34 protein-coding genes and 1 pseudogene are annotated in these 23,255 nt (G+C 52.0%); 16 read left to right on the top strand and 19 right to left on the bottom strand.

The window, feature by feature from the left end; translation table 11 throughout:
• Positions 1 to 73: 73 nt before the first annotated feature.
• Positions 74 to 1,834 carry a Hint domain-containing protein gene (locus ACP7IZ_RS12050; protein WP_426849418.1) on the bottom strand — a complete coding sequence of 587 codons (1,761 nt, stop codon included), beginning with the start codon at positions 1,832 to 1,834 and terminating at the stop codon, positions 74 to 76.
• Between the two features lie 212 nt (positions 1,835 to 2,046).
• Between ACP7IZ_RS12050 and ACP7IZ_RS12045 the strand changes: the two genes are divergently transcribed.
• Positions 2,047 to 2,643: a recombinase family protein gene (locus tag ACP7IZ_RS12045; RefSeq protein WP_426849416.1), complete on the top strand. Its 597-nt coding sequence runs from the start codon at positions 2,047 to 2,049 to the stop codon at positions 2,641 to 2,643.
• A 29-nt stretch (positions 2,644 to 2,672) separates the two neighbouring features.
• Here ACP7IZ_RS12045 and ACP7IZ_RS12040 read toward each other — a convergent pair whose 3' ends face one another.
• Positions 2,673 to 2,888, bottom strand: coding sequence for a WGR domain-containing protein (locus ACP7IZ_RS12040; RefSeq protein WP_426849435.1), 216 nt, complete (start codon positions 2,886 to 2,888; stop codon positions 2,673 to 2,675).
• Positions 2,889 to 2,984: 96 nt separating this feature from the next.
• Positions 2,985 to 3,143, bottom strand: a pseudogene (locus tag ACP7IZ_RS12035) (HU family DNA-binding protein); the annotation flags it as partial.
• A gap of 70 nt (positions 3,144 to 3,213) precedes the next feature.
• Here ACP7IZ_RS12035 and ACP7IZ_RS12030 point away from each other — a divergent pair.
• Positions 3,214 to 4,293 carry an IS5 family transposase gene (locus ACP7IZ_RS12030; protein WP_003626862.1) on the top strand — a complete coding sequence of 360 codons (1,080 nt, stop codon included), beginning with the start codon at positions 3,214 to 3,216 and terminating at the stop codon, positions 4,291 to 4,293.
• A gap of 106 nt (positions 4,294 to 4,399) precedes the next feature.
• Here ACP7IZ_RS12030 and ACP7IZ_RS12025 read toward each other — a convergent pair whose 3' ends face one another.
• On the bottom strand, positions 4,400 to 4,558 hold the full coding sequence (locus tag ACP7IZ_RS12025) for an HU family DNA-binding protein (protein ID WP_426849414.1): 159 nt from the start codon (positions 4,556 to 4,558) through the stop codon (positions 4,400 to 4,402).
• A gap of 95 nt (positions 4,559 to 4,653) precedes the next feature.
• Positions 4,654 to 5,367, bottom strand: a complete 714-nt coding sequence (locus ACP7IZ_RS12020; RefSeq protein WP_426849413.1) for a BRO-N domain-containing protein — start codon at positions 5,365 to 5,367, stop codon at positions 4,654 to 4,656.
• A 343-nt stretch (positions 5,368 to 5,710) separates the two neighbouring features.
• Here ACP7IZ_RS12020 and ACP7IZ_RS12015 point away from each other — a divergent pair, with 343 nt between their 5' ends.
• The 5 genes from ACP7IZ_RS12015 to ACP7IZ_RS11995 all read left to right on the top strand — a co-directional run bounded on the left by ACP7IZ_RS12015 (position 5,711) and on the right by ACP7IZ_RS11995 (position 9,167).
• A complete protein-coding gene (locus ACP7IZ_RS12015; RefSeq protein WP_426849411.1) occupies positions 5,711 to 6,421 on the top strand; it encodes a hypothetical protein in 711 nt (236 codons plus the stop codon).
• A 117-nt stretch (positions 6,422 to 6,538) separates the two neighbouring features.
• Positions 6,539 to 7,387, top strand: coding sequence for a hypothetical protein (locus ACP7IZ_RS12010; protein ID WP_426849409.1), 849 nt, complete (start codon positions 6,539 to 6,541; stop codon positions 7,385 to 7,387).
• A 2-nt stretch (positions 7,388 to 7,389) separates the two neighbouring features.
• Positions 7,390 to 7,854 carry a hypothetical protein gene (locus ACP7IZ_RS12005; RefSeq protein ID WP_426849408.1) on the top strand — a complete coding sequence of 155 codons (465 nt, stop codon included), beginning with the start codon at positions 7,390 to 7,392 and terminating at the stop codon, positions 7,852 to 7,854.
• Positions 7,855 to 7,950: 96 nt separating this feature from the next.
• A complete protein-coding gene (locus ACP7IZ_RS12000) occupies positions 7,951 to 8,763 on the top strand; it encodes a hypothetical protein (RefSeq protein WP_426849406.1) in 813 nt (270 codons plus the stop codon).
• Positions 8,764 to 8,774: 11 nt separating this feature from the next.
• Positions 8,775 to 9,167 (top strand): hypothetical protein, encoded by a 393-nt coding sequence (locus tag ACP7IZ_RS11995; RefSeq protein ID WP_128106298.1) that lies wholly within the window; start codon positions 8,775 to 8,777, stop codon positions 9,165 to 9,167.
• 94 nt (positions 9,168 to 9,261) lie between these two features.
• On the opposite strand, the gene ACP7IZ_RS11990 is transcribed toward ACP7IZ_RS11995, so the two are convergent.
• From ACP7IZ_RS11990 to ssb, 8 genes are all read right to left on the bottom strand, one after another.
• On the bottom strand, positions 9,262 to 9,552 hold the full coding sequence (locus ACP7IZ_RS11990) for a hypothetical protein (RefSeq protein WP_244297057.1): 291 nt from the start codon (positions 9,550 to 9,552) through the stop codon (positions 9,262 to 9,264).
• A 49-nt stretch (positions 9,553 to 9,601) separates the two neighbouring features.
• Positions 9,602 to 9,802 (bottom strand): hypothetical protein, encoded by a 201-nt coding sequence (locus ACP7IZ_RS11985; RefSeq protein ID WP_006560470.1) that lies wholly within the window; start codon positions 9,800 to 9,802, stop codon positions 9,602 to 9,604.
• Positions 9,799 to 10,332: a hypothetical protein gene (locus tag ACP7IZ_RS11980; protein WP_128106299.1), complete on the bottom strand. Its 534-nt coding sequence runs from the start codon at positions 10,330 to 10,332 to the stop codon at positions 9,799 to 9,801. The genes ACP7IZ_RS11985 and ACP7IZ_RS11980 overlap by 4 nt, the downstream gene beginning before the upstream one ends.
• Positions 10,333 to 10,400: 68 nt before the next feature.
• Positions 10,401 to 10,811, bottom strand: a complete 411-nt coding sequence (locus tag ACP7IZ_RS11975; protein WP_058988177.1) for a type II toxin-antitoxin system VapC family toxin — start codon at positions 10,809 to 10,811, stop codon at positions 10,401 to 10,403.
• Entirely contained in the window at positions 10,808 to 11,080 is a 273-nt protein-coding gene (locus ACP7IZ_RS11970) for an antitoxin (RefSeq protein ID WP_208729365.1), read from the bottom strand. The genes ACP7IZ_RS11975 and ACP7IZ_RS11970 overlap by 4 nt, the downstream gene beginning before the upstream one ends.
• A 70-nt stretch (positions 11,081 to 11,150) precedes the next feature.
• The gene (locus ACP7IZ_RS11965; RefSeq protein ID WP_086651098.1) at positions 11,151 to 11,567 is read right to left on the bottom strand and encodes a hypothetical protein; all 417 of its coding nucleotides are present in this window, start codon (positions 11,565 to 11,567) and stop codon (positions 11,151 to 11,153) included.
• On the bottom strand, positions 11,564 to 12,001 hold the full coding sequence (locus ACP7IZ_RS11960) for a plasmid protein (RefSeq protein WP_128106300.1): 438 nt from the start codon (positions 11,999 to 12,001) through the stop codon (positions 11,564 to 11,566). Before ACP7IZ_RS11960 ends, ACP7IZ_RS11965 begins: the two co-directional genes overlap by 4 nt.
• A 63-nt stretch (positions 12,002 to 12,064) precedes the next feature.
• Positions 12,065 to 12,553, bottom strand: coding sequence for a single-stranded DNA-binding protein (gene ssb / locus ACP7IZ_RS11955; RefSeq protein ID WP_086651096.1), 489 nt, complete (start codon positions 12,551 to 12,553; stop codon positions 12,065 to 12,067).
• 729 nt (positions 12,554 to 13,282) lie between these two features.
• On the opposite strand from ssb, the gene ACP7IZ_RS11950 reads away from it, so the two are divergent.
• A complete protein-coding gene (locus tag ACP7IZ_RS11950) occupies positions 13,283 to 13,471 on the top strand; it encodes a hypothetical protein (RefSeq protein WP_426849403.1) in 189 nt (62 codons plus the stop codon).
• Between the two features lie 303 nt (positions 13,472 to 13,774).
• Here ACP7IZ_RS11950 and ACP7IZ_RS11945 read toward each other — a convergent pair whose 3' ends face one another.
• Entirely contained in the window at positions 13,775 to 14,455 is a 681-nt protein-coding gene (locus ACP7IZ_RS11945; RefSeq protein ID WP_128106302.1) for a hypothetical protein, read from the bottom strand.
• A gap of 336 nt (positions 14,456 to 14,791) precedes the next feature.
• Here ACP7IZ_RS11945 and ACP7IZ_RS11940 point away from each other — a divergent pair, with 336 nt between their 5' ends.
• From ACP7IZ_RS11940 to ACP7IZ_RS11925, 4 genes are all read left to right on the top strand, one after another.
• Positions 14,792 to 15,388 carry a hypothetical protein gene (locus ACP7IZ_RS11940; RefSeq protein ID WP_426849401.1) on the top strand — a complete coding sequence of 199 codons (597 nt, stop codon included), beginning with the start codon at positions 14,792 to 14,794 and terminating at the stop codon, positions 15,386 to 15,388.
• Between the two features lie 401 nt (positions 15,389 to 15,789).
• Complete coding sequence (locus tag ACP7IZ_RS11935) at positions 15,790 to 16,068, top strand: hypothetical protein (protein WP_128106303.1); 279 nt, start codon at positions 15,790 to 15,792, stop codon at positions 16,066 to 16,068.
• A gap of 123 nt (positions 16,069 to 16,191) precedes the next feature.
• Entirely contained in the window at positions 16,192 to 16,767 is a 576-nt protein-coding gene (locus ACP7IZ_RS11930; protein ID WP_128106304.1) for a MucR family transcriptional regulator, read from the top strand.
• 303 nt (positions 16,768 to 17,070) lie between these two features.
• Positions 17,071 to 17,265 carry a hypothetical protein gene (locus ACP7IZ_RS11925; protein WP_426849399.1) on the top strand — a complete coding sequence of 65 codons (195 nt, stop codon included), beginning with the start codon at positions 17,071 to 17,073 and terminating at the stop codon, positions 17,263 to 17,265.
• Positions 17,266 to 17,318: 53 nt separating this feature from the next.
• Here ACP7IZ_RS11925 and ACP7IZ_RS11920 read toward each other — a convergent pair whose 3' ends face one another.
• On the bottom strand, positions 17,319 to 17,972 hold the full coding sequence (locus ACP7IZ_RS11920; protein WP_426849397.1) for a hypothetical protein: 654 nt from the start codon (positions 17,970 to 17,972) through the stop codon (positions 17,319 to 17,321).
• A gap of 167 nt (positions 17,973 to 18,139) precedes the next feature.
• Positions 18,140 to 18,886 carry a hypothetical protein gene (locus ACP7IZ_RS11915; RefSeq protein ID WP_128106306.1) on the bottom strand — a complete coding sequence of 249 codons (747 nt, stop codon included), beginning with the start codon at positions 18,884 to 18,886 and terminating at the stop codon, positions 18,140 to 18,142.
• A 284-nt stretch (positions 18,887 to 19,170) separates the two neighbouring features.
• On the opposite strand from ACP7IZ_RS11915, the gene ACP7IZ_RS11910 reads away from it, so the two are divergent.
• Positions 19,171 to 19,437 carry a hypothetical protein gene (locus tag ACP7IZ_RS11910; RefSeq protein ID WP_128106307.1) on the top strand — a complete coding sequence of 89 codons (267 nt, stop codon included), beginning with the start codon at positions 19,171 to 19,173 and terminating at the stop codon, positions 19,435 to 19,437.
• Positions 19,438 to 19,460: 23 nt separating this feature from the next.
• Positions 19,461 to 20,039: a nuclease-related domain-containing protein gene (locus tag ACP7IZ_RS11905; protein WP_426849395.1), complete on the top strand. Its 579-nt coding sequence runs from the start codon at positions 19,461 to 19,463 to the stop codon at positions 20,037 to 20,039.
• On the opposite strand, the gene ACP7IZ_RS11900 is transcribed toward ACP7IZ_RS11905, so the two are convergent.
• The 3 genes from ACP7IZ_RS11900 to ACP7IZ_RS11890 are packed head-to-tail and all read right to left on the bottom strand — an operon-like array spanning position 19,994 to position 21,678.
• Positions 19,994 to 20,629 (bottom strand): hypothetical protein, encoded by a 636-nt coding sequence (locus ACP7IZ_RS11900; RefSeq protein ID WP_426849394.1) that lies wholly within the window; start codon positions 20,627 to 20,629, stop codon positions 19,994 to 19,996. The two genes, ACP7IZ_RS11905 and ACP7IZ_RS11900, sit on opposite strands and share 46 nt — an antisense overlap.
• A gap of 60 nt (positions 20,630 to 20,689) precedes the next feature.
• Entirely contained in the window at positions 20,690 to 21,067 is a 378-nt protein-coding gene (locus ACP7IZ_RS11895; protein WP_426849392.1) for an ABC transporter substrate-binding protein, read from the bottom strand.
• Complete coding sequence (locus tag ACP7IZ_RS11890) at positions 21,064 to 21,678, bottom strand: hypothetical protein (RefSeq protein WP_426849391.1); 615 nt, start codon at positions 21,676 to 21,678, stop codon at positions 21,064 to 21,066. Before ACP7IZ_RS11890 ends, ACP7IZ_RS11895 begins: the two co-directional genes overlap by 4 nt.
• A gap of 431 nt (positions 21,679 to 22,109) precedes the next feature.
• Here ACP7IZ_RS11890 and ACP7IZ_RS11885 point away from each other — a divergent pair, with 431 nt between their 5' ends.
• Positions 22,110 to 22,607, top strand: a complete 498-nt coding sequence (locus ACP7IZ_RS11885) for a hypothetical protein (RefSeq protein WP_426849389.1) — start codon at positions 22,110 to 22,112, stop codon at positions 22,605 to 22,607.
• Positions 22,582 to 23,217, top strand: a complete 636-nt coding sequence (locus tag ACP7IZ_RS11880) for a type ISP restriction/modification enzyme (protein ID WP_426849388.1) — start codon at positions 22,582 to 22,584, stop codon at positions 23,215 to 23,217. The genes ACP7IZ_RS11885 and ACP7IZ_RS11880 overlap by 26 nt, the downstream gene beginning before the upstream one ends.
• Positions 23,218 to 23,255 lie beyond the last annotated feature (38 nt).

The raw sequence follows: 23,255 nt of genomic DNA, 5'->3' as shown, positions 1-23,255 counted from the left end.
GGCGAGCGGAGAAAGAAAGAGGACTTTCTCAATGAAGAGAAAGCCCTCTCACGTCTCATTTCACAAAAGACCGTTAAGCTGAACGCTTCTGCACATCAGACACGGCTTGATCTGACAGCAGATATGGACCCGCAGCACGGATTGTCAGGGAGAGGATTCCCATTTTCCCGTGTGACAGATGATCCCCTAAAGGCAGTTCGGCATTGCCATTTGTCCATGCACAATCTGTCCAATCTGTCCAATCGGTCTCATGCCAACCTTCCGGTTTTTCGGCCTGAAGGTGAGAGGTGATATCAAACTGTCTCTTGGCGCACAACAGGCGAACATCAGCAACAGCAACCCCCATATGGCGTCGATCATCCACAAACGGACCAATCACATCAGATGGACGGCTGGCGCGTGAAATAATCCGCACAGACTGCGTATCAGGCGGCAGCATGAAGCTATACTGGTGCGCCGTCTTACGCATCGGTCGCACAGTAGCTCCTGTATCCGTGACCAGATGCAGATCTGGATCATCCGTGAGTTCCATCGTTTCTGACGGAATTTGGATACCAACCACACTGTTTTCACGCCATTCCAAAGCCCGGAACAGAGGTTCTACAAAGGAACGCGCAACACCCAGTGGAGCACCTGCATCGTCTGCCCAGCTTTTGACTGCACCACGCAGCGTAGCAACCTTGCCTTCCTGACGGAAAGAAGAGCGGTTCCCGGTATCCAGATAGCTTTCGGTCAGCATGCCATCGGCAGTAATGATGGAATGCTGCTCGGTTTCGATATGGTAGTAATCGTAAGAGGTGATGGATTTGTCGTAGAAAATGGACATGCCATTGACCAGCATACGCACAGGCACAAAACAGTCTTTGAAGAACAGGCAATGTTCAGCGGTAATCAGCATGTCCTTATAAGGCACACCATCGGCAATCGCGTCTTTGAGGATACGAACAGGCCAACCTGCTTCATCGTCATGTAGTTCTGGACGAACAGTAGCACGCGCCTTGCCGACCCACACAACCGGTCGCACAATGTCTGCATTATTCCGCCAATCAAAAGCAATAACCTCGTCACCGATGCGAACATCTTCAACAGCGACTTCACCCGTGGTAGTACGAATCATACTACCCGTTAGGAAACAGGTAATAATACCACCTTTTCCATCATCTTGTGTGAATTCCTTCGTAAAATACCCAAAACCATTATCTGTTCCGGTGTTTTTAATATCAAATGGGTCTCCATTAAGCACCATAACACGACCGACATTGACTATCCCACCAACGCTAAGGCCCGGACCAATCGTCGTTGTATTTGTAACCGCGCTGTAACTTGCTGTTATGGACTTATCTCCAAACAATGGCTTACTAACCTGAGGAAAGTCCATGACAAAGTCTTTAGGGATTGTCGTTGTTGGCTGTCCGGCTTTATCTAGGAAAATGACTGGGACAGAAAGCAAACCAACATCAAGCCCCGTCGGCTCCATCGTGATTTGACCACCAGACGGTCCAACGTAAACTTGCTTCAAGGCCGACACACCAACTAAAGTTCCTTGAAGGTCAAGAATACCACCGTCAGTTTTCAGAGCACTAATTACGGTCGCATTTAACAGACCACCGCCAACCTTAGCAGTGGCGCCATTCTCCACTGTAATGGCATTAAGAGCGTTGACACCTGCTATTGGAGTAGAAAGATCCACAACAACGGGATCTCCAGCAGGAGTATCAGCATTTTTCGTAACAACAATAGACGACAGGCCACTTACGCCAGCCAGAGCAGATAAGTCCCCACTACTATATACAGTTGCCACACCAAGGGAGATTTTAACCAATGCTGCTGTCATTTACCTAAATCCTGATTTGCGCACAACCTGCAAGACAAGATTTTTCTGACATTATTTATTTTCATGTTGCCTTCTTTGTTTTACCTATATAAACATCAACTGTATGTTCACTGGTGCAAAAGGTCGGTTATGACATTTGCGCAAATCAGGAATTGCGCACAAAAAGATCCCGAGATAAGCATCCGTCTTTATGAATTCAGGATGGCAGCACATTGTCTCGCAAAGTTGGATATGCTCGCGTGAGCACGATCGGCCAGACGCTCGACGTACAGCTCCAATCTCTCCAAAACTATGGATGCGCCAAAATTTTCCGCGAAAAGGCAAGTGGCGCGGATTCAGAACGCATCCAGCTTCAACGCCTACTTCGTAACCTCTCTGATGGAGAGACTGTCGTCGTGACGCGAATTGATCGGTTAGCACGCAGTACCTTTGATCTTTTTGCAATCATCAAAGAGATCACACAACGAGGTGCGCAGTTTTTTTCTATCGCAGAGCCGTGGGCAGATACGACAACGAGCACTGGCCGCCTGATGCTAGCGGTTTTAGGCGGTCTGGCTGATGTGGAACGTGACCTGATTAAAACCCGCACTGCGGAAGGGCGCATACGCGCTGTCCGTTTAGGTGTAAAAATGGGGCGGCCAGCCAGGATCACAAAGCTACAGCAACAAGAAATCAAGGATTTGCGTCAAAGTGGCGCAACACTGAAAGCACTTGCGTTGAGATACGGAATCAGCACCAGCACGATCTCAAGAATTGCAACAGGGACAGATAGTCACCGCAGCCGTAAACGCCCTAAAAAGGAAAATTGATACTTAAGCTCTCTCATCTATGCCACTACTCATGATCTCACAATGTAACCCCGCTTGAGCTTTTGACGTAATAGACGGGCCAGTTGATTAGCCGCAGCTCCTGCATCAGGAAAAAGATCAAGCCTTACTTTTCCGGGAGTTCCTATTCTTCCCCATCGTCGAATGAGTGCTGCGCCACCGAATAGATCTGGTTGGATTGAGAGATCATAATAGCGCCATGTGTTACGCGGCGGATAGACGCGCACCAGAGAAACGGCATCCCGGAAAAGAGCAAGTTGCAGAAAAGCTCCATCCTGCACTGAGAAATCATTCCGCCGCACTTCAAGGCAATCAGTAAACCCTCATTGACCTGTCAGAGCATCCTTGACAGCTTTTGCTGGTGTATAGGCCAGTTTACGAGATGCGGGGATCACCAGATCCGCACCAGTTTGTGGATTGCGTCCTTTGCGCTCAGCCATCTGACGGACGACAAATTTGCCAAACCCTGAGATGGAGGGTTCTAAAAACCCCCTGGTTTTGAGGTCTTCTGTATGATTCTATTTCTTCTGCGTTGATTGAGGGAATGGCGATATGAAGCAGTCTGGTTTCTTTGATGTTGAAGAGCGTCTTGCCCGGCTGAGTGGGCTTGGCGATCAGCTCGAAGCGTTTTCCCGGACTGTGGATTTTGAAGCGTTCCGTCCTGATCTGGACAAGGCCCTGGCGTATTCCGATGGAAGCAAGGGCGGACGACCGCCATTTGATCCTGTGCTGATGTTCAAGATCCTGGTGATCCAGACGCTCAACAATTTGTCTGATGAGCGGACGGAATATCTGATCAACGATCGCCTCTCCTTTATGCGTTTCCTTGGGCTGGGACTTTCAGATCGGGTGCCGGATGCCAAAACGGTCTGGCTGTTTCGCGAGCGTCTGACCCAGGCGGGTGCGATCGATGGGCTGTTCATCCGCTTTGATGCGACCCTGCGTAACGCCGGGTATTTGCCGATGTCAGGCCAGATCCTGGATGCCACGCTGGTAGCGGCTCCGAAGCAGCGGAACACCAATGCAGAGAAAGCGGATCTGCGAGCAGGCCGTATTCCTGAAGACTGGCAGGACAAACCCGCAAAGCTGTCGCACAAGGATCGTCATGCGCGCTGGACACTGAAGTTCACGAAGGCGAAGCGGCAGGATGATGGAACCATGCCATCCAGCGATCTCGCCATCCCGTTCTTTGGCTATAAATCGCATGTTTCCATCGATCGGAAATACCGGTTCATCCGCAAATGGAAAACAACGCATGCCGCTGCCAGTGATGGCGCGCGATTGAGAGAGGGGCTTCTGGATAAAACCAATACGGCCTCAAGTGTCTGGGCCGACACGGCCTATCGCTCAAAAGACAACGAAGACTTCATGGAAAAGCAGGGCTTTGTCTCCAAGGTTCATCGCAAAAAGCCGCATCTCAAGCCTATGCCCCGGCATATCCAGAAATCAAATGCTGGAAAGTCGGTCATCCGCTCGCGTGTCGAGCATGTCTTTGCCGATCAGAAGTCACAGACGGGGCTGTTTATCCGGACTGTCGGTATCAGTCGAGCCACCATGAGGATCGGGCTCGCCAATATCGTCTACAATATGCGCCGCCTCCTCTTCCTCGAAAGATTGAACGCGAGCGCATAGCCATCCAGCGAGAGACAACTCCCAATCTGCTCAAAACGCAGACTGGACGCCATCGCAAAAACCGTCAATCAAATCGCCAAAACCCAGAAATTACCGGCCAAGCACATCAATCAAGGGTTCTTCGATCCCTCCAGATGGTCGTTTCGTCACCTTTCGTAGCGGCTTCAGTAATTGCTGCAAATACTGTTTCCAAGGCTGCTTTGGCATCTTTTTTTGAAATATCCGTGACAGCAACAATACGTTCAATCAAGTCCTGGTTATTCATTTAACGTTCCAACATGATCCATTAGGGAATGGAAGGTTAATAGATTTTACACCACAACCACAAGGGTTTACCTTCCACTCCCTCAATGATGGAACTTATGACCCGGCTGGTGATACAGCGGAAACCGGCTCAAAGTAGGGGCCAGTGCCAAGTTTATCATCCAGCAACCGCATAACCGTGGATAGACGGCACATATACTGGCGCATTTGATCCGACCGCTCACTATTTTGCCCGAGAGCGAACCAACTGATTTGCACGAGCTTCACCAGATGAATGAGTTCCAGAATATCCAGATCATAAGACCACGGACGTTTTGCTTCGCTTAACGCTCTTTCGACTGAGAATTTTCCGTTCATTCGGGTCACCAGATGGCGGGTTGATTGATAGATATCACCCTCTTTCAGCTCCGCCAGAAGGCGCAAATCAGCCTCGCTGATATCGGGCTTGGCGGAGCCACTGTCGGTCTGCGTACCTGCATTCGGCCGGTATTCTCCCGTGCGACGGATCTGCGGCAATACCTCATCTGTCACCCATCGCCGAAACCTTTTAGCTACGGGCTTTCGGGAAGCAAACGTAAGGTGATAGAGCCCACTCTCGCTCACAGCCACAACTCTCTGCGGACCGCCATCGGTCGAAATTTCAACCAGACGTTTTTCATGATCATCGAGCTTCTCCAACGCATTCCGATGGCGTTGAATCTCCAGCACGTCGCAGACTGCCCGGCCCAGTAGCCAGAGTTGATTATCACACTCGATCCATTCGAGTTCCTGCCCTTCGAAAGTCATTGCTCCGCTTGATTCCAGGGTCATCTCTTACTCCTCTCGGAAATTCGTTACCCCGACAGCATGACGTTACATCATGCGACGAAATACGGAATTCTCGGACTGGCCCCAAAATCAAAGGGAGCCCTCACTAATGTCTTATTTACCCGCTTGCCCAATCCTGGCGGCGTAGCCGCCGCACTGAGGGTGCAATGGTGTATGAAGAGCCTGAAAAGTGTGTGGTCAATGTGTGGTCAATGTGTGGTCAATGTGAGGGCAGATCAATGGTCAGTGCAAGGTCAATATTAGGTCTAAGTGTGGGCTTTCCCTTGTGATGAGCTTTCTCGTCGCATCATCGCGGGCAATTCTCTCCAACAAAAAGGAGAGCATCATGTCAAAAGGTATAGAGAAGCTACGAGCCCGGACGACAAAACAACATGCATCCTGTCGGGCTGGTAAACTCTACCGATGGTTATTCGAGCACCACGAAACAATCCGACAAGCAAGAGATGACAACATTGGTTGGGAGGAAATAGCTGAGGCTGCCAGAGCTGACGGGATCACAATCGTATCGGATCGACCTGGACGAAAACTGATTCAATGGAAATGGAAACGTGTCTGTTTGGCGCTTGGCAAGCTTACTTCATCTAAGAGCGATAATGACGTAAGTGACCGAGATGCTGGGAGGCCTATTATGCCCAGCCGCTTGCCCGCCGACTGGACGCCAGAGTTTGTTGATATTCCACAACCTGCCCCGCCATCTGTTCAGCCAGTGCCTCAAAGCTCCTCTCTGACCCTTAAAACCGAGACGGTTCCTGCAGGCGCCCCCATGACGATGGAGCAAAAAATAGACAAAGCTCGTTTTACGCTGGGCCAGGCCAAGTTCGACCTCACGTTGGCCAAGGAACAGATCAGGCGAAATGACAGTCAGGGCGCGCCGATGCTGATCAAGGAAGTAGAGGCAAAACTCCCTGAACTAAGAGAGATCATCAAGCAAAGGCGCACCATCTATGATCGTCTGCTCGCAGGCGAGGATGTTCCTGAGGAAGAATTGGAATTCAAATCACCTCGCGAGAGAGAGGAAGATCAGTATTCGGACTGAAGAGGCTTTTTCATTTTTTTCTGGAGAAATCCTATCTGGTCGCATGATGACACGGTGAAATCCTTCTGAACGGCACCCTCATGATTGCGCGGTGCCGCACCAGAAAAGGATGATTCAATGACTGCAACCAGAACGGATCCAGCGAAGACCCAACCTGCCAAGCCAGCCCGCACCAAACCCCCTGTGCTCCTGACAGCAGTCGGTCGGCAACGCACGAGCAAGACCGTTTTCCTCAATGCCCTGACTGAGACAGTCATGCGTCAAGGTGGTGATGTAGAAGTCTGGAATACAGACCTCCTGAATGTCTCCCACTCCATCGCGCACTTCCACCCCAATACAAGGAAACCCGCTACGGGCAATCTCAAGGAGCAGAAATCCTGGCTGGAACAGCAGATCGAAGGCATGGTGAAACGCCAGAAAGACGTGATACTGGATATCGGCGGCGGCTGGACTGCCTTCCACGAAATCATCAATAGCACCCCTCTTGTGCCGCAACTGGCCAAGCTTGGGATCAAGGTTGTCGTGGTATATATGCTCGGCACGGAACTGGCCGATGCTGACTACCTGCAGGATCTGCAAGAGAAACGGCGCTTCCTGCCCGGCCACAGCATCATCGTGATGAACCGTGGCTTGCTGCCGCTTGGTTACTCAAACAACAGCCATTTCGACAAAATCCGTCAGACACCGGCCGTCATGAACGCCACGGTAGATGCGTCAGATGACAATGGTGGAATTTACTTCTTGCCGGAACTGGACGGTATGGACGAAATCACGGATCGTCGGATGTCTTACGCAGACTTCATTGATGACAAGAACGTCGAGGGCCATCCCCCCAGCGGTCTTTTTGACCGGATGCGCGCAGAAGTCTGGTTTCACCGCTCTTTCCCCGAGTTTCTTGCACAGATTGACCCTAGCCTCCTTCCCGACATGCCCAAAGGTCTGCCTGTCCCGAAAGACTTTGAGTAGCCATGAGTCAGAAAAACGACAGACAGCCGGACAATCCACCCACTCCCGCGCAGGCGATTGAGGAGCTGAAGCATGCGCTTCAGCACTTCACTGTCAGGCCGGATACTGCGAACGGGCGTTTCTTCCTGGCGATACTGGCCGTGCTGGAAGCACAAAACCGCACGCTTGAAGCTATGCCCAGATGCCTCGATGAGGCCCTCGTCTTGGTTAAGGCAGAACGTCGCTCAATCGAGCTTACATTGCAGGACGGTGTGGATGCAGCGAAGGCGCTGAGCCAGATCAACGAACGGATGGTTGAGCAACGTGTTCTGGATGTTATCAGCAAGGTCTTCCAGTCGTTGAAACCTGAGATCGGGCGGCGGGCAAAACTGATTGCCGACCGGTATCAATGGCGCTCCACTGGGATCATCATCTTCTGGGGGATGGTTCTTGTTCTCATCGGTTTCGTGCTGGGGCGTCTTCCATGAAAGTGTGACCATAATGGACACACTTTCCCTGCCCGCTCTTTTTTTAAACTCGTCGCATCATGAAGAGGAAAAATCACCGCATCGCAACCAAAGGAGATGCTCGTGAAAAAGAGACGAACCGCGTGGAAGGTCTGGCCTGTGCTTGCCTCTTCCTTCTTGGTTTATCCTGCATTGGCGCAAACCGTCAATGTCCCGGCAGGTCTGCCGCCAACGGTCAATGCAACCTATCAGGAAGTTGGGATGGGCGGCTGGACACCACCGACATCCACCACAACACGGCAGATTAGTGGAAGTGGGTCCGTAGTCTCTACAACCACAACAAACGGCAGCAGTACGGATGCTCTGCAATCGATGTATTCCCAGTCATGGGGATATGCCGCGGCCCAAAATGCCAGCGCCCTAGGGGTAACTCCAGATGCTCTGGCGGCAACGTGCGTTGTAGAGTCAGGATGTCGCAACGTTTATACAGCAAACGGCAATTCATCCATAACAGGTGCATTCCAAATGTCGAATGGCACCTACAATGAAGCTCTGCAAAAGGCGTTGGCCTCTAACCCTAGCCTTGCATCCAGTATCACCAACACGGGCGTTTCTGGCCAGCAAGATCCGGCCACACAGGCGGTTGCTGCGGCACAGTATCTCAAGGATGCCGCAACCACTCTGCAGAATTCTGGCGTCAGCAACCCGACTGCTCTTGATGCCAGAGGCTATTATAACTTTGGTCCGCACGCAGGAGTTCAGCTTGCACAGGCCGACGAGAACGCTTCTATGGCTTCCGTATTATCTAATATGTCGCCTGACCAACTTTCTAAAAACGGCATTTCACCGGGGGAGACAGTCGGACAATGGAAATCTAATGTTGCTTCCAAAATGGGAACAGCAGCACACTCTCCAATCCTAGCTAGTTAATTGAGGATATTATGAAATTACGAAATCTACTGGCCTTGTCCTTAGCACTTGCACCTATCCCGGCTCTGGCCGCCGGCTTAACACCAGTAAAACCATTAGCTGGGTACACATGCATGATGCTGAATGAAACTGCAGCACAGTCAATGGACTTCCAACATCCGGTTTCTTTCAAATTGAATCCCTCTGACAATGAGCCCGATGTTGCGCCCGTTGGAAATCAGGTGGCTGTGAAAACTGGCAGCCGTATTGTGAATGGCTATGTCGAAACCGTTGATTTTGCCTTCCGGCCGCGATGGGTCGCACAGAAATACCTTGTGCCTTATCACGCTAAGGCAGATCCTTCGGCAACATGTGCTCCGGCCATCATGTCAAATGGACATCTCGGGTTCAAATATGCTCACTAAGTCGAGGATAATCGCTAGTGACAAGCTTGCTTAGATAAAATCCACGATCACGTAAAAACAGAAAAGCCGCCATAAGGCGGCTTTTTTTTATGGTTCAGCTGGCTGCGCTCAAACTGCACTCCTGAAAGGCCGGATCATGCAGTCGTTTACGAGGAGATGGTCGCGCTAGAAATGCTGCTTCCAGATCGAGCAACCATGCCGAGAGATCAGGAGGCAATGACGATGTCCCGGCAATGGCGCGTCGAAACTGTGTGCGATGCATATCGCATCTCTCGGCCGCGAGACGTTCCGTCCAGCCCAGCACCATGAGACACTGGAACAGTCGGCGACCGGAGAGCCGTAGAGCCGGGCGTTCGGAAGAAGAGGGGATTTCTGTCGTTTTCATAGTGTGATGTTGACGGGCCATGATGCGACCGGCCAACCTTCACTGTGTTTTATCCCTGAATCAGGAAGGCCCGGAGCAACCGCTTCCAGAATGGCACCCCTTCTGCCCTCCATGTCCGCTGGAGTTGCCTGTCTGCCGCAAGGCTATCCCATAGCAAAGGCGAGACGGACAGCCTCTCTCGTCGGGTTGCCCCCTCTCTGCGTTGCCGTTTCCGCTCCTTGCGGATCATGATCGCACGGGCAAGATTCATGATACACCTCTCTCGCAAGCTGTACTGCCGCCGTAGAGCTTTTCCACGACGCCGATAACTTCTGACCCAGGCACTGTGACGGTCCAGTACGTTCCATTCCTGCCGACCTTACTCACGTTGCACTCATCAATCATCCAATGATTTTCCATGGCTGTCGCGGGTGTCACGAAGATGGCGCGTCCGGCAGACAATTCCGTCTCCGGATGCCCTGACAGCCACAGCACGTCTGAACTGTCTTCGTGCTTCGGATCGTGAGGCTCAATCCCGGAAACCCTGGCGCCCAGTAAAGCCACTATTTTCAAGGATACGTGATAGCACCCTTCCAAGGACTTCGCATAACCCTCTGGTTTTTGCTCGACCGTGATGGTCAGGGGCAAAGAGGGATCGAAATTTTTTTCTCTCCGGACTGCGTTCATGAGACTGCCGAATTGTGCTTCAGCCTCATCATCCGCCACAGTCATGGAGACAATCGTCTCTGGCTGATAAACCTCTCTCGGCACCTGACGCTCCTGTGTCTGTAAAACCGTCATCTTTTCAGACAGTCTGGTGAAATCTTCTTGTTATGCTGACCTTGGGTTTCTTCTGGGGCAAAAGACAGTCACGTCCCATCCTCCAGCCAGTTTTCAACCTTCAAGCCTCGGATGCGCATAAACTCACGTGTGTTGTTCGTCACCAGGGTCGCCTTGAGGGTGTAGGCGTGAGCCGCGATGAGCAGATCATTCATGCCGATCGTCTGCCCTGCGGCTTCGAGTTCGGCGCGGATGCCACCGTATTCACAGTCGGCAGGAATATCGAGAGGCAGCACGGGGACAAACGCCAGCACGCTTTCAACCCGGTTTAACAGCTTTGCAGAGCCTTTTTTAGCACATCCATATCGTAACTCAGCGGCCACAATAATGCTGGTACAAAGGTCGCCGGGATCGATACGTTCGATGCGACGCGCGCACGGGCCGGAAGGATTTCGGACAAGATCACTGATGATATTGGTATCAAGGAGATAGGCGCTCACAGAATATCTTCCGGTCTGGCGGCTACGTCCTGAATATCGGGAAAATCGTCTTCTGGGGCCAGCTGCGGTTCTTCGCGCCATGCCATGAGAAGCTCCTTCAGAGTGGAAGGGGTTTTCACAGGCTCCAGAACGAGCTTGTCACCGTCACGGCGGATCAGCACCCGGTCTCCTGGCATTTGAAATTCAACCGGAATCCGCACTGCCTGACTGCGGTTGTTCCAGAACAGTTTTACTTCGCGTGGTCGGGGAGTCACTTTAGGAACTGGCATAAGAACCTCCTGTGCGTATATCCCTTATTGTATATGCCAGACACTCAGCCTTCAAGCCTTTTGGTTGCCTTCAGAGGTGGCCAACGACCATGCCATCCTGCCCCCGCAAGTAGTGCACCATATATTCCGCTCCTGCGAGTGAGAGGGGCTCAGCAAGGCCCTGCAACCCTTCCACAAGAGCCTCGTGTCGGCGTGCAGCGATAAAGGCCAGCGCACTGCCTCTTGAAAATGGCCTGAAGGACTCATCACCACGCAACTGGAACCGGAGTGGAACAAGGTCTGCCAGCCCGCGTGCAACATCATGAGGCGTTGGATCCTGCTCTGGTACCAAAGACCGAAGCAGCGCAGAGGCTTGCCTGTCTTCCTGAATGGCCAGCAGCAGCCCTTCAAACCGCCTGACTGTGGAAAGTGTGACAAAGGAAGGTGTGGGCATTCCATTCACGATATGGAATGCCGTGCGCCCCAGCTCCTGAACAAGCTGTCTCATACCGCCATTCTCCTGCGGATCATGCCAATGCGATCGAGAACCCGCGCATCACGGGAAGCGACTGCGGCCATCCTTGCCTGCTCTGCTTCCTCTTCGATTTCTGCCATGATCTCCTGATTGAGTGCTATTCTGGCAGCCTCTTGGTCTTCACTGTCCCAGTAGTCTTCCTCCACATCATCGCACCCTGCCGGGCAGCAGCCGTACTCAATGCCGTGACAGCAGAACCCCTCAAGGTGCCCCTCATCGGCGTCTGGGGCATAGTTCCCTTTCTGTCTGGCATAGTCCTGCAGGGCTGCGGCCTGATCGGGAGCGAGCCGAGAGGCAGTCTGATCAATCTCTCTTGTCAGTTTCTGAACATAGAGTTCATAAGAGCAGCCACAGCCCTTGCTGGCTGCGGAATTGGCTGTTTCGTACAGTTCTGCGACAGTTGACATAGGGGTTACTCCGGCTGGACTGGCCGGGGCACCTCCCCGGCCTTAGAGAAAAAAAACTGGCACTCAGAACGGGATCTCGTCATCGAGACCAGCGTTTGACTGCGGCGCATCCCATCCACCGGCCTGACCGCCGTTATTGCGGGTGCCAGAGTTCCGTGGGGCGTTGCTGTATCCGCCACTCTGTTCACCCTCCTCAGTGTGCCGCGTATCCAGAATGGTCAGCTCGCCCCCAAAACGAGGCAGCACAATTTCAGTTGTGTAGTTGTCCTTGCCGTCCTGTCCCTGCCATTTCCGGGTCTGGAGTGAGCCTTCGAGATAGACCTTGCGGCCCTTGCGCAGGAAACGTTCCGCCACATCTGCCAGACGTTCATTGAACACGACGATCTTGTGCCATTCAGTGCGCTCACGCCGTTCGCCAGACTGGCGGTCGTTCCAGGTATCGGACGTGGCCAGAGAGAAAGAAACAATCTTCTGCCCGGACTGGGAGTGACGCACTTCGGGGTCTTTGCCGAGGTTGCCGACAAGAATAACTTTATTAACGGAACCTGCCACAACACTTCTCCTACCCTGCTATACTTCCGATGAAACCGGCTTTACTGGCCGTTGGCGGTGTTTCTTCTTCCGCCTACAAGTAAAAGATAGTACGGATACTGAAATAATGCAAGAAAAAACGACAGAAAAGCGCAAGAAAATATAAGTTTTTTCAAGACAACCCCAAATACACAAACCTTTCATTCCCGCCTGCCCTTTATTTACTTACTAATACATAAGTAAATAGCAAGTATAGGAAAGAACGGCGGTGAGCATTAGCACGAAAGTGGCGAGACCCCGTTTAGGGGGCTCGACATCTCTTAGCGGCTATGCCGCTTAGAGATGCTGGGCGAACGCACCCTGAGAGGGGCGCCCCGGACACTGCAGAGGACCACCCGGAAAAGCTGAAACGGTCAGAAAGAAAGGAAGCAACCCGACAGGAAATCCAAGGCCATGCCGGTCGAGACCAGAACGATTCAGGCTTACAGCCAAAAGAGTGAGAGGATCCAGAACGCCCTCCCCCGCACCCAGCCTCATATGAGGAGGAAAAAGGGTGCAGTGATCCCCTTCATGAGCAGATGCAATCGGAGCTAACGGGGAACCTGAAGCGTCAGAGCGTGAGAACAGTCCAAGAGCTGCCGGGGCGCAGCCCCGGCCGTTCATAGTTGGCCAGCTCTGCTGGCCGCCTTTTCCCCGCGCTGGTACGAGGCGCAAGAGAAAGGCGGCACTGAGGCCGCCTTGTTGTCAGGAATGATGGGACGCCTGAGCGTCGAGCCTGTCGCGCAATTTGTTAAGGCGGCGCAGGATTGGGCCGAGAGCGATGCCAAAGGCGAGAGTTCCAAAGGCAAAGATGCCGTAAACCACCACCATGTTAACCGTAAAATTATCCATGATCGGTTTTCTCCTCGTCTGGAGGATATGGGATATAGGCCAGAATAAGCAAGGAAATACCTTCCATGAACAAAGAACCGCAACCCGCCACAATCATATGATTCAGACTGACGGGAACGGTTGCTGTCAGCAAGGGGGTTATAATTCCGATGCCTGCGATACTGAGTGCGCTTGTTTGTAGTGCCCCAGCAAGGGCCTTGAGCCGATCCTCCTGAGATTTCCGGGTCTGCCTTGGGGGCAGAATAGCCCTGAGAAAGCGGCGCTCCCGGTCTGTAATCTGGTTCGTGTTCATCCAATACTCATCCGGTGTGAAGGAAAAGAACCGGGCGGCGAAGCCGCCCGGCCGCTGTATCAGAAGCCCAGAGCGTCTGCCTGTGCATCGGCGATCTGACGATCAAGAGAGCGGGCGGAATTGCGGCTGTAGGGCTTCCATTCAGAACCAAAGTATTCGGCGTAAGCCTTGGCGGCACCTTCTGCAAGGGCTGACAGGCCATAGGCTTTCATGCCGAGTTGTGCGGCAAATTCGCGGGCGAAGGCGGCGCGGTTGGCCTGCCCATCCACCCCCATACGATCTTCGTCGCGGTTGTCGTTTGTAAAGCCAGAGGACAGTTCACGGGCGGCCTGCCGCTTGGTTTCATAGAACTGGGCCTGCCCGAAAGCAGAGGCCACACGTGCGCCCACGATGCGCTGCATGTGCATTTCAAGAGCGCGGTAATTCTTTTCACCGTTTACGGTGGTTGCAAGAATGGGTTCCATGATCTTGATTTCTTCCATCACGGAATTGTAACCGGCTCCGAACACTTCATCAGTGTCCACTTCATCAATGGCGAAGGCGCGGGCAATGGCTGCGGCCTGTGCATCGGTGGGAATGAGTGCCTTGACGGCTTCAAGGGTAGCGATAGGGGCAGCAGCCTTGCGGTCAACGGCTTCCTGAAAGGAACGGGCGCGTGGTGCGTTTTTATTGGCCTTGTTGGCTTTCTTCTCTTGCGCTTCGGTATGGGCTTGAGCGATAGCGGTAGCAGCGTTTGACATGACCAATCTCCTGTCTGGCGTTAGCCCCGTTTCAGTGTTCGCATCACTGGCTCGGGGCGCTTTAATGATTGGGAGTTATTTCCCTCTCACAAGTAAAAGATAGTACAAACCGCCCCACAATTGCAAGCATAAAATGCAATAAAAACAACAAAATAAATGAATTATTTTTGTTTACTTGTCCATTAACTTCCTCTTTCTTTTCCGCATGCCCTTTATTTACTTTCACACAAACAAGTAAATGTAAGTATAGGAAAGAATGACGGTGAGCATTAGCACGAAAGTGGCGAGACCCCGTTGAGGGGGCTCGACATCTCTTGGCGGCTCGGCCGCCTAGAGATGCTGAGCGAACGCACCCCGACAGGGGCGTCCCGGATCCGTATTGAGGTGGAACACGCAAGACCAGGGCAAACGGAAACAAGGAAACTGCGTCTGCCCAAACCCAACCTGATCTGGACTCTCTTCATAATTTTAAAGAAGGACTGTTTTTATCAATTCGGTCGCATCATTCCGGGTCACTCTGCCCTTCTTCCGCAGAAGAAACGCCCTCATCCGAGGCGTCTGCTTTGTAAAAAGGACAAGATACAGATGCTGACCATTCCGACATTCTGGCCTTATTTTCTTTTTCTGTTTGGTCTCCAATGGCTTATCGCGGCCATTCGTGAGCGAAACAACGCCAAGTTGCTTGGCACTCCCTTTGTGTTTTTCGATATTGCTTCGGCAGGACTGGCGACGATGATGCTGTGGCTCCGCCGCTCAACCCGCTACGCTGTTTTCCTAGCTGTTCCGGTTACGGCGCTTTGCACTGTTCTCTCGCTCGGCCTCTACCTTCTGGGCCATGAGAAAGAGGCGATCAGCGCTCTCGACGTGGCTCTGATGGCCGGGTTTGGGGGCTGGTTTCTGGATCTTATCTCTTCAATGATCGAAGAAATCTAAGCGCTGGGTTTCTTCGATTGCATAAAACATAATCTGATCTCATCGGATTCATACTGTGTGCCGGTATGGAGGCCGGCCCGTATGACCCATTTGAAGAAGGGCTGGTTTTTTCTATTCGGTCGCATCATGGCCTGACAGAAACGCAGAACGTAATTTTATTATGTGGAAGGACAACAAGATGACATCTGAAGCACACCGCAAAAGCCCCTGGGCCACACCCTGTATTATTGAGCTCACATCTGGCGAAAACCCCTTCTCTCTCTTTCCGCGAGAGCCATCCGACCATTTTACGCTCATAAGATCGAAAGCGGGCATGACCTCCTTCTGCGTCCTGACAGACCCAAGAAGTGACCCGTCTCTCACGAAGAACACCCCGCCCGAAGATAGGCAGTGAGCGGCTCATGGTTTCCCCACGCTCCACGACGAAATACAAACCCCGCCAGCCGGATCTGTTTGGATATCGCAAGCCACGCGCACCACAGCGCTATCTGGCACACATGATTGATGTTGGAGATCACGGCTGTATTTACGAACCGGGCAATACATGCGTTGCCTTGTTTTCATACGCCCGCTGTGGTTGGGAGAGTGGCTGGATTGAGCGTCAGAACAAAACACATGTTCTACGGGGCGTGGCCTGTGCGAAGTGCAACGATCAACCCCAAGGATCGTTGGCGGACTAAGACCCCACTATGCGATAGCAACAATACCTTGCCTATGATTTACGACATGTTAAATGGGTTTTTCCGCTACAGGTCAGAGATTTAGTATTGAGACGACATTCAGACAACAGAAAGACAGGCACAATGGCAGAGTCCACATCCGTTTACGAACCTGACACACAAAAGGTGGAACAGACCGTTACAATCATATCAGCCTATGTAAGCCACAACACGGTCAGCACCGAAGCCCTCCCAGATCTGATCAGATCTGTCTATGCGACACTCGATACACTCTCACCCTCCCACCCCGCTCCTAAAGCCCCTGAGAAAGCCGTAACACCCGCAGTTGATCCAGTTTCTGACGTGATACCTGAACCACCCGTTCCCGAAAAAAGCGTGTCTCAAGAACGCACACCGGCGGTACCGATCAAACGCTCGGTTTTCCCAGATTATATCGTCTGTCTTGAGGACGGTAAGAAAACCAAGATGCTGAAATCCTACATTCAGAGACATTTCAACCTGACCCCTGAGGATTACCGCGCACGCTGGGGATTGCCCCCGGAATATCCTATGGTGGCACCAAGCTACTCCGCACAGCGGGCCGCCATTGCCAAGCGCAACTCACTGGGACGACGTGGCGATGACACCAATGCCACACTCTCATCAGGTGAAACAAATATCGCGTCAAATCGTAAAGCACGTGGCCGCAAAACGAAATAAGTCTGACCATTCAATAAAAAGTCCATTTCTCGTTTTCGGTCGCATGACGATGGATGACACCTGAAGCATCGATACACAAATGGGAAACGAGACATGGATAGCGATAGTGTTAGTCTCAACGCAGTTTTAATTCTGTTGCTTTACTCTGTTGTGGTTTTTATTGTGACGAGACTTTGGTTTAGCGAACGCAGACAGTGTATACTCGCATTCTGTTTACTTACAGTCCCAGCCTTTCTGGCGGCATTGTGTGGTGGCTCGGACTCACTGTTCAGCAATGGCCCCTAACAAGGAGAACACTTCATTATGGATCCCACCGATAACACACGCACCATAACCCAAGGCGTAACTTACGGGTTTGCAGAAATAACGATTGGCTGCACCGCCATTGGCCTTGCCTGTTCTGGTCACACGACCATCGCCCAATGGATGATGATTCCTACCACAGTGGCTGGTATGTTCGCCTGGGGTTACATGATGAAAGCCGCGAAGATACGGTGAAACGCTCTCCTCCCACCTGCAAGACAGACTATGCAGGTGGGATAACTCTGACGCTAGAATGCGTAAGGTTTCCGCATCGCCAAGTCTTTCATCAGAGGCAGTTTGGACTGGTGGATGACTGAGACGCTCGCCATGTTATAAATTGGCCGACCGTCCATGTAGCCAAAGGCAAATAAAGCCGCTGCATCCTTCATTTCATGCAGGGGCCGGACAAACCAGTCGTGAGTCTCTGTTCCTCCAGGCTGCCCAAGGAGCGCTGTCAGCGTCTCAATTTTCCTCTTTCTCCACTCAGGACACTCGTCACCGAGTGTTGCAATCTGCAAAGACACCCCACAGCCCATTTTTTGCAAGAGGGTATCAGGCGTTACTGCCTCAGAGACTATCGCCCTACATTTGCGTATGTATGTCTCGGCGGCCGTTTCAGATGCCCCACTGAACCGCATGCCGCCCCCTTCACATGACGCAGCAAAAGTGACGAGCTGACGCATCACTTCCCACTCTGATCCCATTGCAATCAGTGACCAGTTTCTGACACTCCTTTGGAGGGTGCGCTGGCGGGACGCATAGGATTCATAGAGGTTGTTGTCGCCACCTAATTCGAAGAAAAGATACTGGTCACTCGAAAACCCATGATCTGGGAAGGCTGCGTTTAGAGTGTCCGCAGAAAACCTCGTGGCTGCGAGGTCATAAACAATACGATAGGACATGAGATGTCGCTTTCTTAAGAGTTATGAACTCCTTCAGGTCCGACCGGAGCGGGCTGTCGGGTCATGCGCGGCGCACAGCGCCGGCACCGCAGGCCGTCTGGCCCAGCCAGACGGACGAGGAGCCACCGCTTGATGCGAGAGACCGTTTCGGTCAGAGCGCTCCTGTCTTAGAAAGGAATATCCTGCCCCTCTTTCTGCCTAAGCGATAACCTCATCCTCATGGGCTTTGAAGCCATTTTCTTTTGAAGTTGGCACCACCTTCTATTGCGTCTGCGCTGCTTTTTTCCTGAGCGCCAATATGAGCGCAGAAGCGGTCGCAACTCGGGCCAACGGGCTGTTACATCCGCATAGGCAACTGACTGTTCAGAAGCGCAACATCCGTAGCGATCAATGCCCTGTACGATAGCAACGCGCCCTATTTCGGATGAAATCTGCACAAGGCATCCATCGTTCAGGTCGGGTTGCGAAGGGAGCCGTAAGAGAGCTTTGCTGTCAGCATTGTGCAGGGCAAGCCAGCCGCCAGCCAACGTGACAAGCCCTGAGAGAGCCATCAGATCGTAATCAGGCAGGATATGCTGTATCGCCATCTTTAAATCGGGCACGGCTTGCCAGAACCTGATCCTTTTATCGGCTAACGGCCCGCTGTAGCCTTCAGGATTCTCACACGATACGATTTCGCACATATCACACTGATAGATTTTACGTCCGCTTTTCCAATAAGCAACACTGACGTCCTCGAAACAATCAACCCATTCCACGGCTCGGATATCCAGTGCTGGATATTCTACAGAAAGAGCGTCTGCATGATGGAGAAGGGTCGAACCAGAGCCGTTATACAGTGTGACTTGTACCGTTTTTTCATCCAGAAACATGATGTCTTCGGAGTGACAGTATCCCTCAACAAGCTCTTTCACGAGCCTGTTAAGGAGCGAGGCTGGGCCAGTGAGTGTCTGGACTGATATTGTGGATATACTCATCATTGGGATCCTGTGATTTTGGTCCCAATTTCGTGGGGCACAGACAACCGATCGGGGCAATGGCGCGCCATTAAGGGCGCGGGCCGTCAGGCCGCACCATTGCGGCGAGCGTGTTGTTCTGTGCGCTCAAGGCATTATAAAAGTCTCTTTCCTGAAGAAATGAGTATTTTTCGTCGCATCAGCACACTCCAAACTGGTTCCCGATCAGTGAGGAGTTTGTAATGTCGCGAAAATCCAGTCCCCAGTCTGTTGAGAGCAAACTGTCGAACCATTCGGTCAAGACGTCCCTTGTCGAAACTGAAAGCATTGTCATTGCACCAAACGGTTCACCGCACAAAACAACTCATTATCCGCGCACCTCTGGCGATAACATGTCAAAGCATCAAAGATACTATGCTCGAAACCGCGAGTTGGTTTGTGCACGCCAGCGTGAAGCCAGGCGCCGCAAGAAAGTGTTGCGGGTATCCCAGAAAATGGGGGACATCTAATGCGGCGGCGATACGGGGCTCCCATGAGGTCTGCACGAGAAAACTCGTTCTTGAAAGCTTTCAAATCTGACATTCAGGGGCGCAAAGGTGAGACGGACGTCAGGAACATTCTTGCTGAATATGGTCTGCCCAGTCTCCATGATATTGTGTTGCCAACCCGATCAGGAAACCCAACGCAGATTGATCATGTCGCGCTGACGGCTTTTGGCATACTCGTCATTGAAACCAAGCACTTACGAGGCCGATTGAGTGGGGATGTTCGCAACGATTACTGGCGGCAAACTCTGCCGGGTGGATGGTCTGAGAAAATCTACAGTCCTGTGCGGCAAAATGCCGGCCATTGTGACGCCGTCTATATGATCGTCCGTCAAATAGATGCTCGGATTCAGACACTTAGTAGAATCGTCATGACAGGGACTGCAGAAGTTGCCCCAGAGCTTTCCTCAGTGGTGCATACAAGTGAAACGTTTGCGAAGGAACTGGAAAGCCTACGGAACAACTCTGTTTCAGAGCTGCTCCAGCATGCCTGGGATCGTCTAACTGAAGCAGCAAAACATCATGAGGGCTTGCGGAAAGGAACGACCTTATCCCCATTTGCCTGATTTGCTTCGCGATCATCTTCCCGAACAAGAATGACCTTTTCAGCCGGGCGGTTAAAATTGCGTTTCATGTAATCAATGAATTCCTCCCGGTCTTCATCGGTCAACGGAAACGCTGCCTCATAGGAATCAAAGCCATCTGTCTGGTAGCTACCACAATCAATTTCGAGCGCTTCCATGTAGTCCAGCCCGTCACATGTCGCATTGACAAAACCAAGTCTTGAGGGCTCGTACCCGTCATATCCAAGCTGTACAATCCAGCTCTCTCCGAGATAGATCACGTCTATCATGCCATCTTCTGCATTGATCGGGGGCCACGCGCCGATTTCCACGCCTTTGAACTGGCCAGGAAACATGTCGGCCAGAGCCTTCGCCAGCCGTGCTGTCTGGGGCCTCATGACGGCAAAATCATGCACAACAGGAATAGGGGCATCCTCACGCTCGGCTCGGAAATACGCTTCAACTTTTTCTTCTGGCCACGCTTTATCAATAAGCGCATCCATTTCATCTTCTGTATAACGATGCCGAGCAGGATCTTCAGGAGCTTTTGGTACGACTGGTTTTTTGGTGCGAGATGTTTTCTTGGATGGCATAACGGACCTGTGTGGTTGACTAAAAACGAGAGTTTGAATACCGTAAGATGCTTGGTCTTCTCAGTTCAAATTGCGACAGTCTGATGTGACATTATGACTCGAACGCAACACGACGTTGCCGTTCCTGTCGCCAATCAATTCACACCTGACCCATGATGCCTTCTGACCTGGCTGAGCCGGCCGAAACAAAATCATGGATGAACCTGTTTCACTACTGGCGCTGGAGCGGATTTCGTATCCAGAATTCAGCAACTGCTCCAAAGAGGCCGGGTGTTCTGCAAAGAGAGTGGGAACAGCATGTGGCGTGGTTTTGGGTGCGAACTGGCTCGTCCCGCTGCTGATCATGTTTTGCGCTGAAGCCGGTTGTGACAATGCCATCAAACCAGCAAAGGCTGCCAGTGGCAGGCTATACGTTAATTTCACAAAAATTTCCTTCATAGACAGAATTTCACCTTCGGGGGCGGCGGAGCAATTTCTCCAACCCGCCGCTTCACTTCCTGCATGAGCACGGCGGCAATTTCATGAATGAGTTCCATCATATAAGGAGCCTCAGACGGACGCGGCCCGTATGGCGTGTTCGATATCAATGTAATAAGCTGTGGGAGAATGCCGCTTTTTGTGATTTCCTTGGGTTTGCCTGTCGGGGTGATCTTTCCCTGAGCATATCCCAGGGTGCCCAGAAAACTGGCGGTAATCAATGCTCCCAGGCGCATGTCTTCGTCCCACGTCATCAGGCCTAATAAATAGGGTCTGACGATCTGTTCAGATCCACGGAACAGTCTGAAAAAGACACTGCCATCGACTATGCTGCCGTCTTCACCCAAGATATCTACACGCAAACGCCACCCGTCCCGAAATCGGGGATGCGGTACGCTGCCTTCTCCATCCTGGGCAATTTGCCTATAACGCGCTCTGACCTCTGGTGAACTTGGAGTGCGGAATGTCACGACACTGGTGGATGTCTCCTCCAGCTTCAGGTGCTCACCCTGTATTCCAGTATCTTCTCTGGTGCTTACCGCATCACAACTCGGATTGACGCCATGTTGCATAACAGTTTCGTCTCCTTATTCCCGTAAGCCCCTATCTTTGCCTCACAAGATGCGACGAAAAACTTCGTCTCACCAGATTCGTCTAAAAAAGTGAATCTGGTCGCATGATGAGAGGGAATACTCCTCCCTAAAGGAGAACCACTTATGCCTTATCCCTACTGCTCTGCCAGCCATGGCAGACCCGTCCGCACAGCAAAACTTATCCTGCCTCTCTTTGTCTTGCTTGGAAGCATGCCCGCGTTCGCGGTCGCACAAACCACGTCACCAGCCCCCAAAATAACACAGCCTACGAACACAATTCCGGAGCCTTCTCCGCTATTGCGGGGCCAGGACCTCCCTTCATCTGCTGATGAAATGGGGTTCGTACAGTTTCAGCATTGGTGCTAAACCCCGAACCGTGAAAAAAGCACCCAACCCCGTCAGGGCCCCTTATGCTGTCGGGTGCGCTGAAACGCTTTGTGATGGATAATTCCCATGCCAGTATCGACACTAAGAAAGCCACACAACGGACCGTAGAACTATTTCTAAAAGCTTTCGGAGATGCGCCTGCGTCCATTGTTGGTGGCGCGAAGGCTGGGGCGTTCCGTGACCTGCTGTTTGCTCTTCCGGCATCACTGGGCAAACGTAAAAGCAGCCTTACCCTTGAAGAAGAGGCTCAGAGAGCCAGAGAGGAAGGTCTGCCCACCCTGAGCGGGAAAAACCACATGATGCATCTCTCTGCCCTGTGTAACCAGCTACACCAGCGCGAACAGGTCACACGCAATCCGTGGACAGGCTGGAATTTTGAAAACGGACAGAAGACCTGCAGAGCATTGACGGCATCCCCTGCTTCCTTATACGCCCCCATACCGAAACCGGCTGAGTACCGAAAACAGAAGCCGGCACCCCACCCAGCCACGCCTTGTGCGCCGCGAAGCCATTACGGATGAAGGACTGAAGCACTTTCAAGATGCTTATCCGGGACAGACCATCAGCAAGAGAGACCTGTTCTACTACGTCTACGGTATCCTGCACTTTAAGGAATATCGGGAACGCTATACTGACACCCTACGCAAAGAATTACCTCGCATTCCTCGTGTAAAAACATATGAGGCTTTCAAAGCATTCAGCGATGCAGGTCGCAGACTTGGAGAAATGCATGTCAATTTTGACAATCAGCCCATCTACGATGGTGCAAAGGTTGATTATGGCAAAGGCCCTCTCACACCAGAAACTTTCCGAGTAGAAAAAATGAAATACGGTAAGGGCAAGGACAAAAGCGTCCTGCATTACAATGACCGTATCACCGTCACAGGCATCCCGCTGGAGGCCTATGATTATGTCGTAAATGGCAAACCCGCGCTGGATTGGGTTGTCGAACGCCAATGTGTCAAAACCGACAAGGCCAGTGGGATTGTCAACGATGCCAATGACTGGGCTATCGAGACCATGAATAACCCACGTTACCCGCTGGAACTGTTCCTTCGGGTGCTGACTATCAGCCTTGAAACCATGAAAATCGTAAAAACCTTGCCAGCTCTGGATATCCTGGAAAATTAACTCAACAAGAGGGTCAACGGGGGAAGCATTCCCCCTTG

This window comes from Acetobacter sp. AAB5, assembly GCF_050106715.1.
Classification (GTDB): domain Bacteria; phylum Pseudomonadota; class Alphaproteobacteria; order Acetobacterales; family Acetobacteraceae; genus Acetobacter; species Acetobacter oryzifermentans.
Note: the sequence above shows the minus strand (reverse complement) of the source record. Positions and strands in the feature narration are given on the sequence as shown.

What these genes read in the sequence shown, in the direction of transcription:
- ACP7IZ_RS12010 (WP_426849409.1), top strand. Translation starts at nt 6,539, where the DNA reads ATGACTGCAACCAGAACGGATCCAGCGAAGACCCAACCTGCCAAGCCA.
- ACP7IZ_RS12000 (WP_426849406.1), top strand. Translation starts at nt 7,951, where the DNA reads ATGCTCGTGAAAAAGAGACGAACCGCGTGGAAGGTCTGGCCTGTGCTT.
- ACP7IZ_RS11945 (WP_128106302.1), bottom strand. Translation starts at nt 14,455, where the DNA reads ATGTCAAACGCTGCTACCGCTATCGCTCAAGCCCATACCGAAGCGCAA.
- ACP7IZ_RS12025 (WP_426849414.1), bottom strand. Translation starts at nt 4,558, where the DNA reads ATGAATAACCAGGACTTGATTGAACGTATTGTTGCTGTCACGGATATT.
- ACP7IZ_RS11970 (WP_208729365.1), bottom strand. Translation starts at nt 11,080, where the DNA reads ATGCCAGTTCCTAAAGTGACTCCCCGACCACGCGAAGTAAAACTGTTC.
- ACP7IZ_RS11985 (WP_006560470.1), bottom strand. Translation starts at nt 9,802, where the DNA reads ATGAATCTTGCCCGTGCGATCATGATCCGCAAGGAGCGGAAACGGCAA.
- ACP7IZ_RS11905 (WP_426849395.1), top strand. Translation starts at nt 19,461, where the DNA reads ATGAGGTCTGCACGAGAAAACTCGTTCTTGAAAGCTTTCAAATCTGAC.
- ACP7IZ_RS11995 (WP_128106298.1), top strand. Translation starts at nt 8,775, where the DNA reads ATGAAATTACGAAATCTACTGGCCTTGTCCTTAGCACTTGCACCTATC.
- ACP7IZ_RS11935 (WP_128106303.1), top strand. Translation starts at nt 15,790, where the DNA reads ATGGTTTCCCCACGCTCCACGACGAAATACAAACCCCGCCAGCCGGAT.
- ACP7IZ_RS11965 (WP_086651098.1), bottom strand. Translation starts at nt 11,567, where the DNA reads ATGAGACAGCTTGTTCAGGAGCTGGGGCGCACGGCATTCCATATCGTG.
- ACP7IZ_RS11980 (WP_128106299.1), bottom strand. Translation starts at nt 10,332, where the DNA reads ATGACGGTTTTACAGACACAGGAGCGTCAGGTGCCGAGAGAGGTTTAT.
- ACP7IZ_RS11885 (WP_426849389.1), top strand. Translation starts at nt 22,110, where the DNA reads ATGCTGTCGGGTGCGCTGAAACGCTTTGTGATGGATAATTCCCATGCC.
- ACP7IZ_RS11930 (WP_128106304.1), top strand. Translation starts at nt 16,192, where the DNA reads ATGGCAGAGTCCACATCCGTTTACGAACCTGACACACAAAAGGTGGAA.
- ACP7IZ_RS12030 (WP_003626862.1), top strand. Translation starts at nt 3,214, where the DNA reads ATGAAGCAGTCTGGTTTCTTTGATGTTGAAGAGCGTCTTGCCCGGCTG.
- ACP7IZ_RS11925 (WP_426849399.1), top strand. Translation starts at nt 17,071, where the DNA reads ATGGATCCCACCGATAACACACGCACCATAACCCAAGGCGTAACTTAC.
- ACP7IZ_RS11890 (WP_426849391.1), bottom strand. Translation starts at nt 21,678, where the DNA reads ATGCAACATGGCGTCAATCCGAGTTGTGATGCGGTAAGCACCAGAGAA.
- ACP7IZ_RS11895 (WP_426849392.1), bottom strand. Translation starts at nt 21,067, where the DNA reads ATGAAGGAAATTTTTGTGAAATTAACGTATAGCCTGCCACTGGCAGCC.
- ACP7IZ_RS12015 (WP_426849411.1), top strand. Translation starts at nt 5,711, where the DNA reads ATGTCAAAAGGTATAGAGAAGCTACGAGCCCGGACGACAAAACAACAT.
- ACP7IZ_RS11960 (WP_128106300.1), bottom strand. Translation starts at nt 12,001, where the DNA reads ATGTCAACTGTCGCAGAACTGTACGAAACAGCCAATTCCGCAGCCAGC.
- ACP7IZ_RS11950 (WP_426849403.1), top strand. Translation starts at nt 13,283, where the DNA reads ATGATGGGACGCCTGAGCGTCGAGCCTGTCGCGCAATTTGTTAAGGCG.
- ACP7IZ_RS12050 (WP_426849418.1), bottom strand. Translation starts at nt 1,834, where the DNA reads ATGACAGCAGCATTGGTTAAAATCTCCCTTGGTGTGGCAACTGTATAT.
- ACP7IZ_RS11990 (WP_244297057.1), bottom strand. Translation starts at nt 9,552, where the DNA reads ATGAAAACGACAGAAATCCCCTCTTCTTCCGAACGCCCGGCTCTACGG.
- ACP7IZ_RS12005 (WP_426849408.1), top strand. Translation starts at nt 7,390, where the DNA reads ATGAGTCAGAAAAACGACAGACAGCCGGACAATCCACCCACTCCCGCG.
- ACP7IZ_RS12020 (WP_426849413.1), bottom strand. Translation starts at nt 5,367, where the DNA reads ATGACCCTGGAATCAAGCGGAGCAATGACTTTCGAAGGGCAGGAACTC.
- ACP7IZ_RS11910 (WP_128106307.1), top strand. Translation starts at nt 19,171, where the DNA reads ATGTCGCGAAAATCCAGTCCCCAGTCTGTTGAGAGCAAACTGTCGAAC.
- ACP7IZ_RS11920 (WP_426849397.1), bottom strand. Translation starts at nt 17,972, where the DNA reads ATGTCCTATCGTATTGTTTATGACCTCGCAGCCACGAGGTTTTCTGCG.
- ACP7IZ_RS11940 (WP_426849401.1), top strand. Translation starts at nt 14,792, where the DNA reads ATGCTGAGCGAACGCACCCCGACAGGGGCGTCCCGGATCCGTATTGAG.
- ACP7IZ_RS11900 (WP_426849394.1), bottom strand. Translation starts at nt 20,629, where the DNA reads ATGCCATCCAAGAAAACATCTCGCACCAAAAAACCAGTCGTACCAAAA.